The organism is Bacteroidales bacterium (genome assembly GCA_031276035.1).
Classification (GTDB): domain Bacteria; phylum Bacteroidota; class Bacteroidia; order Bacteroidales; family BM520; genus RGIG7150.
This window is the reverse complement of record JAISNV010000019.1, coordinates 67357-82068: the sequence shown is the minus strand read 5'-3', so window position 1 is coordinate 82068 and position 14712 is coordinate 67357. Positions and strand designations below refer to the sequence as shown.

At 32.7% G+C, this 14712-nt stretch carries 12 protein-coding genes; 6 read left to right on the top strand and 6 right to left on the bottom strand.

Annotation, left to right across the window (positions count from 1 at the left end):
* Positions 1-27: 27 nt before the first annotated feature.
* Positions 28-1698, bottom strand: coding sequence for a hypothetical protein (locus tag LBP67_04435; GenBank protein ID MDR2084223.1), 1671 nt, complete (start codon positions 1696-1698; stop codon positions 28-30).
* Between the two features lie 328 nt (positions 1699-2026).
* Between LBP67_04435 and LBP67_04430 the strand changes: the two genes are divergently transcribed.
* Genes LBP67_04430 through LBP67_04420 form a run of 3 tightly spaced genes read left to right on the top strand, consistent with a single transcriptional unit; the run spans position 2027 to position 4320 of the window.
* Positions 2027-2401: a DUF3127 domain-containing protein gene (locus LBP67_04430; GenBank protein MDR2084222.1), complete on the top strand. Its 375-nt coding sequence runs from the start codon at positions 2027-2029 to the stop codon at positions 2399-2401.
* Positions 2402-2413: 12 nt separating this feature from the next.
* The gene (speB, locus tag LBP67_04425; protein ID MDR2084221.1) at positions 2414-3265 is read left to right on the top strand and encodes an agmatinase; all 852 of its coding nucleotides are present in this window, start codon (positions 2414-2416) and stop codon (positions 3263-3265) included.
* Positions 3266-3294: 29 nt separating this feature from the next.
* The gene (locus tag LBP67_04420; protein ID MDR2084220.1) at positions 3295-4320 is read left to right on the top strand and encodes a deoxyhypusine synthase; all 1026 of its coding nucleotides are present in this window, start codon (positions 3295-3297) and stop codon (positions 4318-4320) included.
* Here the strand turns inward: LBP67_04420 and LBP67_04415 are convergent.
* The 4 genes from LBP67_04415 to LBP67_04400 form a co-directional block, all read right to left on the bottom strand.
* Positions 4304-5041 (bottom strand): WYL domain-containing protein, encoded by a 738-nt coding sequence (locus LBP67_04415; GenBank protein ID MDR2084219.1) that lies wholly within the window; start codon positions 5039-5041, stop codon positions 4304-4306. The genes LBP67_04420 and LBP67_04415 overlap by 17 nt on opposite strands.
* Positions 5042-5168: 127 nt before the next feature.
* Positions 5169-5945, bottom strand: coding sequence for a tRNA pseudouridine(38-40) synthase TruA (gene truA, locus LBP67_04410; GenBank protein MDR2084218.1), 777 nt, complete (start codon positions 5943-5945; stop codon positions 5169-5171).
* Positions 5938-7656, bottom strand: a complete 1719-nt coding sequence (locus LBP67_04405; GenBank protein MDR2084217.1) for a Na/Pi cotransporter family protein — start codon at positions 7654-7656, stop codon at positions 5938-5940. The genes truA and LBP67_04405 overlap by 8 nt, the downstream gene beginning before the upstream one ends.
* A 17-nt stretch (positions 7657-7673) precedes the next feature.
* A complete protein-coding gene (locus tag LBP67_04400) occupies positions 7674-9389 on the bottom strand; it encodes a Na/Pi cotransporter family protein (protein MDR2084216.1) in 1716 nt (571 codons plus the stop codon).
* Positions 9390-9690: 301 nt separating this feature from the next.
* Between LBP67_04400 and LBP67_04395 the strand changes: the two genes are divergently transcribed.
* From LBP67_04395 to LBP67_04385, 3 genes are read left to right on the top strand one after another with little or no spacing between them, the layout of a single operon-like run.
* Entirely contained in the window at positions 9691-11682 is a 1992-nt protein-coding gene (locus LBP67_04395; protein MDR2084215.1) for a DUF4954 family protein, read from the top strand.
* Complete coding sequence (locus tag LBP67_04390; protein ID MDR2084214.1) at positions 11683-12795, top strand: glycosyltransferase family 4 protein; 1113 nt, start codon at positions 11683-11685, stop codon at positions 12793-12795.
* 48 nt (positions 12796-12843) lie between these two features.
* Complete coding sequence (locus LBP67_04385) at positions 12844-13740, top strand: alpha/beta hydrolase (protein MDR2084213.1); 897 nt, start codon at positions 12844-12846, stop codon at positions 13738-13740.
* 93 nt (positions 13741-13833) lie between these two features.
* On the opposite strand, the gene LBP67_04380 is transcribed toward LBP67_04385, so the two are convergent.
* Complete coding sequence (locus tag LBP67_04380) at positions 13834-14625, bottom strand: patatin-like phospholipase family protein (GenBank protein MDR2084212.1); 792 nt, start codon at positions 14623-14625, stop codon at positions 13834-13836.
* Positions 14626-14712 lie beyond the last annotated feature (87 nt).

Genomic DNA, 14712 nt, shown 5'->3' with positions numbered 1-14712 from the left:
CTTTTTCATAATTCTAAATTTTTGTGATTAGTAATTTAAAATGGAATCAAATCTTATATACACACCTGCACGTATTTCGATCATATCCGACTCCTGAATATTTGCCGAATTCGCTTCTTTGGTATCAACATACATGTAATAAACTATATGATCCAATGTCTCTAATAAATTTATATGCTCATGTTTGATCTTTATAATAATTTGTTGTTCTTCAATAGGAGGAACAGCAAATCCTTGAGAATTAATGGTTGGCGGATTAACATTATAATATTCATCGGTATTGAAATTTAATTGATTTGATAAAGAATCATAAAATACCGGCGTTAGTTTTATGTTTAAAGGCAATCCGTTACTAACATTTATTACGATTAACGCTGTATCAATATATAATGGTGAATCATCATTGAGTTGTAAGTTTTCTCCTATTTCAATATTTATATTGTCTAATGTGTCAAGAACAATATAACTTGTATTTTCATTAAATTCGAAAGGTAAAATAGTTTTGATATTCACCGTAATCTTTGAGTTCTTGTGTAAATAATCAATAGGATTACTTTCCGCAGCTGAAACCTTTGTCGTAATCTCAAATTTTCCCGGAAATATCTTGTTTTCAAGAACATTGTTGAAATTTGTATTTTCGGTGGTAAAAGATTCTTCGGTATAAACAGTTTCGCCTATTGTCGCAGGTTTAGCTAAGTTAAAATTATAAGAATCAGAGCCGCCATTAAAAAATAATTTAGCCTTAATACTTGGATCACTCGTATTTGAAAAATTAATATTACTAACATCAAAAGTTAATGATTCTCCGACAGAATTTCCTACATTTAATAAAATGTTAGGATTAACAATTCGAATAGTTCCTTCTACAAGGTCATCAATGAAAGTGATATCATATTCTTTTGTTTTAGTAGCATTATTCGAAGGTTTAAAATATCCGTATAAAATTTCATATTCAATAGCTTGTATATCAACGGCTAAATTAAAATTGGCAGAATTTGTAACAACTAAATTGCTTGAACTACTGTTGTTAACAACAAGCGTTACTTGTACAGGAATTGAACTACTTGGGGTAGGATTATTTGATGAAAAATCTATTGTTACAGGTACAAAATTAACCGATTCGGCACTTCCATTGTAAGTTGGCACGTATGCTTGTCCGGTGCTTGTATTAACAATGCGATTCCCAAATGATAATTTTACTGTAACATCTGAGGGATTAATGTTAATATTATTTAAAGATAAAACCGAATTAATAGTTAAAAGTCCGAGTTCGGCAACATCAATACGTTCATTTGCTACATTCGAGTTAACGCCGAAATTCCACATGAATTCCTGACTAATAGCAAATTCATGATTTCCTCCCGCAGGTATTGTAATATCCGAAGAAGTAAAGCTATTCGCAAAATTTGCAGGAGTAGCATATGAAAGTAAATTAACATTTCTGAATTCAATTTCAAAACTGTCATTGATTTCCATGCCCATTTCACCATCACCGTTGGTGTAAATAAACTCAGCGGAATCCATTCTGGTTAAGAATTTTTCTGAAGAAACGTTGATTGTACCTACTGGCGTTACTAACGCGTGGTCAATTAAAATCTCTTTCTCTATATTGTTTAATTCAACATCATTGTAACAAGAAGTTACTAATGCCGAGAAAACAACAAGTGTAAAGAGTAATCTCTTTGTGGTTTTTCTCATAATCATTAATTTTATTGGTTATTAATTGTTATTTTAGTAAATATTAACGAATAAACGTAATGCAAAGATATTTAATTATTCTAATAAACTTGCATTTTGATTGTATTCATTTTTGAAATTTTTTTTATTTTAATTCGAATTTATATTATGTTACATCCTTATTTTTGGTATTCCTTTGATTATCAGCAATTAATTTTAGTGTATATTTGTTCTTACTTACAAATGTAAAATAAAGATTTCTAAAATTTTATAAATAATTAGAAATTAATTTATTGTTAGAAAAATAATGGTATTTTTGCATTAAATTTTAATCTTAAAATAAAAGTATATGCAGCTGAAAACTAAATTGGTAGAAGTTTTGCCATTGCAAACAGGTGTCGGAAAAACCGGACAAGAATGGAAAAAATTATCTATTATTGTTGAAACTTTGGAAAATTATCCTAAAAAAATATGTGTTAATATATGGGGTGATAAAATAAATGAAAGTATATTAAACATAGGTGCTATTTTGGATATTAATTTTGATGTTGAAAGCAGAGAATTCAATGGAAAATGGTACACCGATGTTAAGGCATGGAAAGTTGAGGCGAGTAATGAAACTACCCCTGCTTCAAACAATTACCCTCCTAATTATGAGTCTTTGCCGGATGTGCCGCCACCGTCTTATTTGGATAATAATGAGGCAGATGATTTGCCCTTTTAATTTTTAATTGATATGACAAATTACGGAGGATTAACCGAAGATTTAACAAATTATTCAACTGCGGAAATAGTTGTTGTTCCGGTACCTTATGATGGTACCAGTACTTGGATTAAAGGTGCCGATAAAGGTCCGCAAGCTATTCTTGAAGCTTCGGAAAATATGGAATTATATGATATTGAGACAGATTCTGAAGTGTATTTGAAAGGTATTCATACTAATGACAATATAGTAGATGTTGAAACTCCGGAAGAACTGGCCGTGAAGCTTAAGCCTATTATCAAAAAAATATTTGATGACAAGAAGTTTCCCGTAATTCTTGGCGGTGAACATTCTGTTAGTATCGGTGCTTTTCAAGCAATAGGAGAGTCTTTCGAAAATATCTCTATACTTCAGTTAGATGCTCACTCGGATATGAGAGATGAATACGAAGGGTCAAAATTCAATCATGCTTGCGTTATGGCTCGCGGCAAAGAAATTTGTCCGGTTACACAAGTCGGTATCAGAAGTTCTTGCATTGAAGAAAAAGAAAATATTGATCCTGAGAGAATTTTTTATTCTCATGATATTAAGTACACTAAAGAAAATTGGATTGATAAAGTTGTTAATCAACTTTCGGATAATGTGTATTTGACTATAGATTTGGATGTTCTTGATCCTGCGTTCCTTCCTTGTACGGGAACACCTGAGCCGGACGGATTATCATACAGAGATATAATCAATTTGATTAAAAAAGTTATTGACAAAAAGAATCTTGTAGGAATGGATGTAGTTGAACTTGCTCCTAATGAAGAAATGAAAGCATCCGACTTCCTTGCTTCAAAACTTATTTATCAAATTTTATCATATAAATTTTTGGAAAAATAATTATTTAAATAAATTTAAAGTTTTTAAAAATGAAAAAATCGGATTTATTAAAAGAAACCATTGAGCATATCGATATTAAGAAAATCGATTCAACTGATTTGATTAATGCCATGCGGAAAATGTCATTTACATCACGCGATACCGCTGCTGCTGCTGATATTTATATGTTGATGCTGGAAGAAAAAGAATGTACCAATATTCTTACTCTTGCAGGAAGTACCAGTGCTGGCGGTTGTATGCAGGTTTATGTTGATATGATCAAAAACAAAATGGTTGATGTTGTTGTTTCTACAGGTGCTTCAATAATAGATATGGATTTCTTTGAAGCCATTGGTTTTAAACATTATAAAGGTAGTCTTGATATCCCGGATACTACTTTACGTGATTTGTATATTGATAGAATTTATGATACATTTATTGATGAAGAAGAATTGCAGAATTGTGATGATACTATCAAATTAATAGCCGATTCTTTGGAAAAGAGACCTTATTCATCAAGGGAATTTCTACATGAAGTAGGAAAGTGGTTGACAAAAAATTCGGTTAAAAAGGATTCCTTAATCCAAACAGCATACGAATGTGGCGTTCCGATATTCTGTCCGGCTTTTTCGGATTGTAGTGCCGGCTTTGGTCTGGTTAAACATCAATGGGAAAATCCAGATAAACATCTTTCTATAGATTCTGTTAAGGATTTTCTGGAATTAACTCAAATAAAAATAGCAGCTAATACAACAGGCTTGCTTATGGTTGGCGGCGGCGTTCCTAAGAATTTCGCCCAAGATACTGTAGTTTGTGCTGAGATTCTCGGTCACGATGTTCCTATGCATAAATATGCAGTTCAAATTACTGTTGCTGATGTTCGTGACGGTGCTTGTTCTTCATCAACTTTGAAAGAAGCTTCCTCTTGGGGTAAAGTTAGTATTATTCATGAACAAATGGTTTATGCCGAAGCCACTACGGTAATACCGCTTATTGCAAGTTACGCTTATCACAGCAAAATATGGGAAAAGCGCGAATATAAAAATTGGGCTGAATTATTTACCAAAGCTCAATAATACCGTCGTCTTTTTCTTCCTTTTTCTTCTTGGCAGGCTTTGCGGCGGTATAACGCTTCATCGCCTTGCCGATTATATCGGTGATATCTTTTCTTAAACTGTTAGGTGAAAGTATTTCAGCCTGATCACCGTAGGATAATATTAATTGGTTAAATGAATCGGACGGATTAAGCAGCAGAGAAATTATTATGCTTGATGAAGTGCTTGATATTTCTTTTTGAGAATGATGAATAGGATTCGATTTTATCTGCTCCTTTAATGGGGAATAAATTTGTAATTGAATTTCAATAGGATTGCTGTCTAATTCATTTGTTAATTCATTACTGATATTTGTATCTTTATCAATAACTTTTTTTACGGTTTTCTCTTTTTTTGCTTCAATAACATTAATGTCATCAGTTTCTTCGTAATCAATCGTATCTTGGCTTAATCCCGCTAAGAAGCTTAGTAATAACTTATTCGATTTACTATGTCTTTTTCGTAATTTTTTTAGATCAATATAATAAGTATTTGTAACAGAATTACAAGCAATATCTATATTAAAAATGGTTGAGATTTCACTTCTGTGATTATGAAATGTTCTTAAAGGGTATTTTTCACCATTAGATATTGCTGCTTTCATCCAACGCTTATTAATATCTTTATAAGTAATACCGTCTTCACCGGCTTTAACCACGGTTTCTATCAGCCAAATATATCTATCAATTATTTTTTTCGACATTTTTGAGATTTATTGCAAAGATAATTTTATTAATTGAAAGTTGAAAATTTTTGTTTTGCGAAATGTATGAAACAAAGTAGATTTATGTTCGTATTATTTCTCTTGTTTTTCCGCTTTCTTGTCTTTTTTAATTTGCCTCAACAAATTTACATCCTTCATATTTAACTTCCGTTAAGCATAATCCTTTTGCGGGTACGGATGCTCCAGCGTTAGAACGATCTTGACTTTCAATGATATTTCTGAAATCATCAATAGTAATTTTATTCATTCCAATTTCCAACATTGTGCCGCTGATTGCACGAACCATATTTCGTAAGAATCTGTCGGCAGTGATTGTAAACACAATTATATGCTCTTGTTTCTGCCAGTGTGCGTCTTTGATTATACAATTGTTGGTCATAACGTCGGTCCCAGTTTTTGAGAAGCTACTGAAATCAAGATACTCTTTTAAAACTTCACAAGCTTCATTCATAATGCCGAGATCAAGTTTTGCTGAAAAATGATAGGCAAAATCAAACATAAACGGGTCTTTCTCTGAAATGATTGTGTAATTGTAGGTTCTTTCAGTTGCGGAGAACCGAGCGTGAGTCTCATTATTCTCAGGTATTAACAACTTCTTTATCTTGATATCTTCCGGTAAAATACCATTAAGTTTATATAAAAAATCGGTAGTATTAATATCTAGCTCTTTTTCAAGATCAAAATGTAAATAAAAGTCTGAAGCATGTACGCCTGTATCTGTTCTGCCGCAGCCAACAACCGAAGTTTCCTTTTTTATAATATATCTCAAGGCTTTCTCAATTTCAGCTTGAACAGTGTTGGCATTTGGTTGTAATTGCCATCCGTGATATTTTTGTCCGTTATATTCTAAGTTTAGAAAATATCGCTTATAAAAATTATTCATCGGTAACAGTTGCTATTGATTTGTTTACATTCTGAATAATATCACCGATTCTTTCATAAGTAGAGAAGATCTCATTCAGAGAATTACTCGCATTAAATTCAATCTCATTATTACGAAGCATTCCGGCATTTATTGTTCTCAATTCATCCCGTTTGTCGTTAATCTTTCTTTCAATAATATTACCGGGCGACAGATCAATTTTATGATAGTCCTCGGATAAGTTATTAAGCATATTCAAAAACGCTTCCTCAATATATTCCGACATTACTAACAATTCTTTTGTTACATTTTCGTCGAATTTAATTTTGTTTTTAAACTTAAATGTTATTACTCTATAAAATTGATAACATCTATCGGCTATACGTTCAATTTCATCAATAATTTTAAGCATGGCAATAATACTGTCTGAAACAGCAGAACTTACCTCAGAATGCTTAGTGATACTTGCAAGATATTTGCTTATTTCGAGCAACATTCTGTCGGAAATCTCTTCATATTTTTGCATTTTATCACCCAATTGTTTAAGTTCCTTTTCATTATCAACAATTAATAAATCGGGTAACATTACAATCATTTTTTTAGTTTGCTGAGCCATAAAAACGATTTCCTTCTTGGCTTGAATTGTTGCCAATTCACTGGTATTCATTAATCCCTGTGAAATATATTTCAAACGGAAAGTTTCATCGGTATTTTTATCTCTGATAATCCAGCTTACGAATTTTGCAATTGATTTTGTGAACCAGATGAGGATGGATGTGTTGATGATATTAAATGTGGTATGGAATATTGATAATGCTATTGGTATCGCAAGTCTGACATCAGGATTGTTCGGATCGCCGAAAGCGGAAACGCCGGATGATTTTTCAATAAAAAAGTCTATTGCGTGAAGGAAAGGATAGAACAGGAGCAACATCCATACTACTCCGAAAAAATTGAAAATAAAGTGAGCAAATGCCGCTCGTCTGGCGGATATATTTCCTACAAGTGCTGCAATGTTTGCGGTAATCGTTGTTCCGATATTTTCTCCGAGAACCATAGCGGCACCACACTCGAAAGGTAAAACTCCGTTGAAACATAATACCAAAGTAAGTGCCATTGTTGCACTCGACGATTGTAGAATTATTGTAAGCAGCGAACCTATAAAAACAAAAAGAATTATTGAAAAATATCCTTTACCAGTCCAATTTGATAAAAAACCAAATGTTTCCGGATTTGATTGAATATCTGGAATTGAGCTTTTTAGAAATTCCAGCCCGATAAATAAAAGGCCGAATCCGATTATTAATTCTCCTATTGAGCGTTGTTTGTCTTTTTTTGAAAATAAGAAGGGTAGTGCAACTCCCATTAACGGCAATGATATTGTTGCCATCGAAACCTTAAATCCGAGTAATGAAATGAGCCATGCAGTAACTGTTGTTCCTATGTTTGCGCCCATGATAACGCTTATTGCCGCGGTCAATGACATTAGTCCGGCGTTTACAAAGCTAATAACCATCACTGTTGATGCTGACGATGATTGAATAACTGTTGTAATAAGAAATCCGGTACAAACTCCTTTGAATCTGTTCGAAGTCATTCTGTATAAAATAGAGCGCATTTTACTTCCGGCAACTTTCTGAAGCGAATCGCTCATCATTTTAATACCGAAAAGAAACAGGCAAAGAGAACCGGCAAGTTGAAGGATTAAGGTAATAATATCAAAAGTATTCATTCTCTCTTTTTAAATTATTATTCTTTCACGGTTGCGATAGATTTATTTACATTTTGGATGATATCACCGATTCTTTCATATGTTGAAAATATCTCGTTTAAAGAACTGCTTGCCTCAAAACTTATTTGATTATTACGGATCATTTCGGCGTTCATAGTTCTCAATTCATCTCTTTGTTCATTAATCTTTTTTTCGATATTATTTCCCGGTACAAGATTAATTTTATGATAGTCTTCCGATAAATTTTTGGTCATATTATTATATGCTTCTTGAGTATATTCAACCATCACCAATAACTCTTTTGTAACATTTTCCGTGAAACTGATTTTGTTTGTGACTTTGGCTGAAATTTCTCTGTAGAATTGATAACATCTGTCTGCAATACGTTCAATTTCATCAATAATTTTAAGCATGGCGATGATTCTATCGGCAACAGCAGCACTTACTTCGGAATTTTTTGTAATACTTGCAAGATATTTACTTATTTCGAGTAACATCCTGTCTGATATTTCTTCATATTTATCCATTTTAATTCCTAACGGCTTGAGATCTTTTTCATTATCGGTTGTAAGCAATTCCGGTAACATTTCTATCATCTTGTTGGTTTGCTGAGCCATGAATACTATTTCTTTTTTAGCTTGAATTGTTGCTAACTCGCTGGTATTCATGATTCCTTGTGTGATATACTTCAGGCGGAAACTTTCGTCAGTGTTTTTATCTTTAATAACCCAAGTAACAAATTTAGCAATCGAATCAGTAAACCAGATCAGAATAAAAGTGTTAATAAGATTGAATGATGTATGGAAGATAGACAATGCTATTGGGATTGCAACTCTGACGGCTTCTGAATTAGGATCTCCGAAAGCGGATACTCCTGTTAATTTTACTATGAAATAATCTACTGCATGTAAGAAAGGAAAGAATATTATAAGCATCCAGATAACGCCTATTAAATTGAATAATGTATGTGCAAAGGCAGCACGCCTGGCAGATATATTTCCGACCAGGGCGGCAATATTCGCGGTAATTGTTGTCCCGATATTTTCTCCAAGAACCATTGCGGCACCGCATTCGAAAGATAGAACTCCGTTAAAACAAAGTACTAATGTCAAAGCCATCGTAGCACTTGATGATTGCAAAATAATTGTAAGTAAAGTGCCTATTAATACGAAAATCAATATCGACCAAAATCCTTTGTCTGTCAAATTGCCCAAGAAGTTAAAAAATTCCGGATTTGATTGTATGTCCGGGATGGATGATTTAAGAAATTCTAAACCTATAAATAAAATTCCAAAACCTATAATTAACTCTCCTATAGAACGTTGTTTGTCTTTTTTTGAAAATAAGAAAGGCAATCCTAAACCCATTAGCGGTAAAGATATAGTTGCCATTGAAACTTTAAATCCTAACAAAGAGATGAGCCACGCGGTTACTGTTGTTCCGATGTTTGCACCCATAATGACACTAATTGCAGCTGTCAACGACATCAATCCTGCATTGACAAAACTAATGACCATTACCGTAGATGCTGACGATGATTGTATAACCGATGTGACAAGGAATCCTGTGAAAACTCCTTTAAACCTGTTTGATGTCATCTTGTATAAAATCGAACGCATTTTGCTTCCGGCAACTTTCTGAAGAGAATCACTCATCATTTTTATGCCGAAAAGAAACATGCAGAGAGAACCGGCGAGTTCGAGGATTAGTCTAATAATTTCAAAAATTTTCATACTCTCATTTTTTGAGTTGCGAATTTATTTTTTCATGCGCAAAAGTAAGAAAAAATAGTAAAAAATTAATTGTTGTTGATAACTTTTAGGGTATAAAGTTTAAGGTTTAGAGTTCAGAGTTTTATATTCTTTAATTGAAAAAAAACAAAATTTTCGAAATTATTTTTTTAACGACTATATCCGGTATTTCAAAATTATTTTATCAATTTTATTAAAATTATTCTATTTTCACTAATTGCCACAATAAATATCATTGTTAATTGTTTTTACTATATTTGCAAGTTAATCGGATAATGTATTTATGAAAGAATATCGAAAATTAACCGACATAGAAATTTTGGACTTAGAAAGTAAAGGTTGCCGGTGCAAAGATTGGACATTAATTTCGGTTGTTGCCGAAGGTTTTTCCACAAAAAATATTAGAAATACAAATTTTTCCGGTGAAGTATTTCTCGGAAGATTTGAAGACGAATTCGTTTTACCCGGAAATGTTATAAGACAAACCGGAATATCCAATGCTACAATTCATAATTGCAGAATAGGAGATAATGTTTGTATAAATCAGGTTAGAAGTTATTTGGCAAATTATATTATCGAGGACAATGTTTTAATCGATAATGTTGATATTATGTCTGTCGAAGGCGAAACAACTTTCGGCAACGGCACTTCGGTTGCCGTAATGTGTGAAACCGGCGGAAGAGATGTTCAAATCTATGATAATCTTTCGGCACAGATTGCTTATGTGCTTGCAATGTATAGAGATAAAACCCATACTATAGATGTTTTAAATAAACTTATTGATGATTATTCGCTTTCTGTGAAATCAAATATGGGTATAGTAGGAAAAAATTCTTCTATAACCAGCTGTAAGGTTATCAAAGATGTGAAAATAGGTTCCCATGCCCGTATTGATAATGTTTTTCGCTTGCGAAACGGTAGTATAAATAGTTGCGAAGTTGCATCAACTTACGTCGGATTGGGCGTTATTGCCGAAAATTTCATTGTTTCCAACGGAAGTAACATTACCGATGGTGTATTGCTTATCAATTGTTTTGTCGGAGAATCTTGTGTTTTGGGGAAACAGTATTCTGCCGAAAATTCACTTTTCTTTGCTAACTGTGTTGGTTATCACGGAGAAGCGTGCTCAATCTTTGCGGGTCCGTTTACAGTTACGCATCACAAAAGCACATTATTAATTGCCGGTCAGTTTTCTTTTATGAATGCAGGTAGCGGCTCCAATCAAAGTAATCATCTTTATAAATTGGGTCCAGTTCATCAAGGGATTTTGGAAAGAGGAGCTAAAACCGCTTCCGGTTCTTATATAATGTGGCCTGCGAAAATAGGACCATTTACAGTTGTTATGGGTAGGCATACGAGTAATTCGGATACTTCGGATATTCCGTTTTCGTATTTGATTGAAAATGATAATGAAAGTATTTTAGTTCCCGGAATTAATTTGAAAAGCGTAGGAACAATCCGTGATGCGCAAAAATGGCCTTTGAGAGATAAACGAAAATTAACAAATTCGGCGGATTGCGTTAATTTCAACTTATTAAGTCCGTTTACCATTCATAGAATGTATAAAGCTCTGGATATTTTGCACAATCTTCAAAATATTTCCGGAAATACCTCCAATTGGTATACATATAAAAGCACTAAAATCAAAAATTCCAGTTTAAACAAAGGCCTGAAATTGTATGAAATGGCTATTATAAAATTTTTAGGTAATTCTTTAATTAGTCGTATCGAAAATGTTAATATTGAATCATATAAAGATTTGACCAATGCTTTGAAACCTGATACTGAAATAGGTAATGGCGTTTGGATTGATTTGGCAGGATTAATCGCACCTAAAAGTGAAATTCAAAAATTATTAACTGATATTGAAACTAATAAATTGTCGCTTGATGATATAAACAATAGATTTAGAGAAATACATCAAAATTATTATAGTTACGAATGGACTTGGGCTTTAAACAAGATTGAAGAATCTTTCGAAAAGTCTTATTCCGAGTTTACTGTTTCTGATGTGATGAATGTGGTTAATAATTGGAAAAATGCTGTTGTTGAGTTAGATGAATTACTTTATGAAGATGCGAAAAAAGAATTCGGTAGTTTGTCTAAAACTGGATTTGGTGCTGATGGTGAAGATGATACTTGTGAAATGGATTTCGAAAGTGTAAGAGGAAATTTCGAAAATAATAAATTTGTAAAAGAAGTACTTAATCATATTGAGAGAAAGTCGGCTCTCGGAAATAAAATTATTAATAAACTGAAAAAGATCGCAGATTAAATGAATATAGGTTTTGATGCCAAAAGAGCATTTAATAACGATAGCGGATTGGGAAATTATAGTAGAAATATTATTTCCGCTTTGAATGAATTTTATCCGCAAGATAATTATTTTTTGTTTACACCGAAGTTAAAAAAATACATTGATTTTGCTGAGAAACTTAATGCCGAGATAATTACGCCGAAGTTTCTTTGGAAATATTTTCCGTCTATTTGGCGGTCGGTTTTTTTAAGTTCATTTCTAAAGAGTTATAATCTTGATGTCTTCCACGGGCTTAGCGGCGAACTTCCTCCCAAAATCGTTAATTATAAAAGTAAAAAGGTTGTTACGATACATGATGTTATTTTCTTGAGACATCCCGAATTGTTCGGACCTATTAACAGCTTTATTTACAAAAAGAAAGCTAATTATGCAATAATGCACGCCGACAGAATTATTGCTGTTAGTAATCAAACCAAATACGATATAATGGAGTTTTTTCATTTTCCCGGCAATAAAATCTCTGTTATCTATCAGCCTTGCAATCCTTATTTCGGAACAGAACTTGATAATAAATATGTGCAAATTGTCAGAAACAAATATAATCTCCCCGATAATTTTATTATTTCTGTCGGAAATATTGAGGAAAGAAAAAATGTACTTTCTGTAATTGAAGCTTTGAATAAACATAATATTGATATTCCTTTTTATATTATCGGAAGGAAAACGGAATATGTGAATTATCTAAAAGAGTATATAAAATTAAATCATATTAATAATGTCCATTTTCTCCATTCTGTAAGTACGGCCGAGTTGAAAGTTTTTTATCATTTAGCCGAATTTATGATATATCCGTCGATTTTCGAAGGATTTGGTATTCCGCTTATTGAATCATTAACCTGCGGAACCCCTGTCATTACTAATAAAGAGGGTTGCTTTAATGAAGCTGCCGGCGACGGCGCGTTTTATGTAGATGTTAGAAATGTTGATGAACTTGCGGACGCGATAATACAGATGCTTAATAATAAAGACTTGAGAGACAAACTTGTTAACGCTGGAAAGGAACATATCAAAAAGTTTGATAGACAAATAATTGCTTCGCAAATAATGGATATTTATAAAAGTTTAAAATAAAAATATAATCTATATCCGTTTTACTACATTAAAACCAGTATAAAAATCTTGAAGAAACATTTTATTTCAGTAATAATTTCACTCCAATTTCTGTTTGTCGCTTGCAATAATAATTTAAAACCGAATTATATTGATGAAGACGGAGTTAGAATTTATAATGATATTAATTACGGCACAAGTGATGCGCAAAAATTAGACATAGCTTTCCCTTTGGAACCGCAGTCAACTGTAGGATATGGTTCGTGCATTTTATTTATTCACGGAGGCGGCTGGTCGAGTGGTGATAAAAGTTCTTACGACGGTGCAATCAGAAATGCCAGCAAGATATCGAGTCTTGTATCCGCGACAATGAATTACCGCATGTTTGGAGATAATGCCGATTGTCAGGATATGCTTGATGATATTTATGCGGCGATTTCTAAGATTAAGGATTTTGCATCGGAAGAAAATATTCAGCTTAAGAAAATTATTTTGATGGGAGCTTCGGCCGGAGGGCATTTATCTTTGTTATATTCTTATAAATATTATTCATCATCTCCGATTCCTGTAGTGCTTTGTGTCAGCCAGTGCGGACCTACGGATTTTCTGGATGAAAGTTATCTTTCAATGCATTCGTCTTCGTACATTCAATCTTGTCTTTCATATCTGTTAGGCTTTGAAATTACTATTGATGATATATATTCTTATGAGAATGAGATAAAAAGCATTTCGCCCGCATATTATGTGAAACAGAATATACCACCTACATTATTAGCTTACGGCTCTTTAGATGATATTGTTCCAATTACAAATGCGACAATATTATATGAAATGCTGATAGAAAACGAAATAGATTCTCAATTGTTTATATATGAGAACTCCGGGCATGGTTTGGATAATGATTCTGAAACCGACAAACAGTTTTTTGATACTTTATTTAATTATGTAATTAAATATTGTTTATAAATTTATATTTAAAAATATTAAATGAATAGACTTAGAAAGTGATTTAAAAACATTTTATTATTACTTATGATTCTCTGTCTTTTATATTCACTTTCAACAGTTTTTATACTTTTTCAGAATTCTGTCGTGTAACTTAATGGCTTTCACCGCTTCAATATAACCTATTTCAAAAATTTCCATTCTATATTTAACATCAAACAAAGAATATTCACCGAGAGCTTCCGGCTTAATTAATATATTACAAATTGGGTCATCTTCGTAAGTATTTGCATCAAGAACAAAATGAACACATCTTTCTACGGTACCCAAAATAGTTTCCGACGTTTTTTGTAAACTTTTAGGATTGATATTGACTCCGACAATAAATTCACATTTATCTCTAATTGTGGTAACCGGAAAATTCTTAAATAAACCGCCGTCGACATACTTGACTTTATTGATTATAGTAGGGGCAAAGACAACAGGAAAAGAGCAGGATGCCGCAAGCGGTGCAATAAGCAATCCTTTTGAAAATTCTACCGTTGTTCCTTCATCGAAATTTGTAGCAAGCACGTGAAGCGGAATATTCAAATCTTCAAATGTACGTGACTTTAGGTGTTCTTTTAAGAAAGCGCGAATTCTTGTGGTTTTTGAAATTCCTTGTTGATTAGGAAGCTTAATATCGGTAAATTCTTTAAATGTCAAATCTTTAAAGAGGTCAAGTACTTCTGCTGGTTTATGGCCTTCTGCGGTAAAAGCGCCTACAAGAGAACCGGCGCTGACTCCGGATACAATTTCAGGTTTAATGCCGTACTCTAAAAATGCTTCAACAACCCCTAGCTCTGCAAATGCTCTTGCTCCGCCGCCGCTAAATGCAAATCCAATTTTGTGCTTTTTTTTATTCATTTCTATAGGAATGGTTATTATCAAATAGTTATAAAATAAATTTAGTAATTCGAAATTTTCTTCAAAGATAATAGATATTTCAATAAA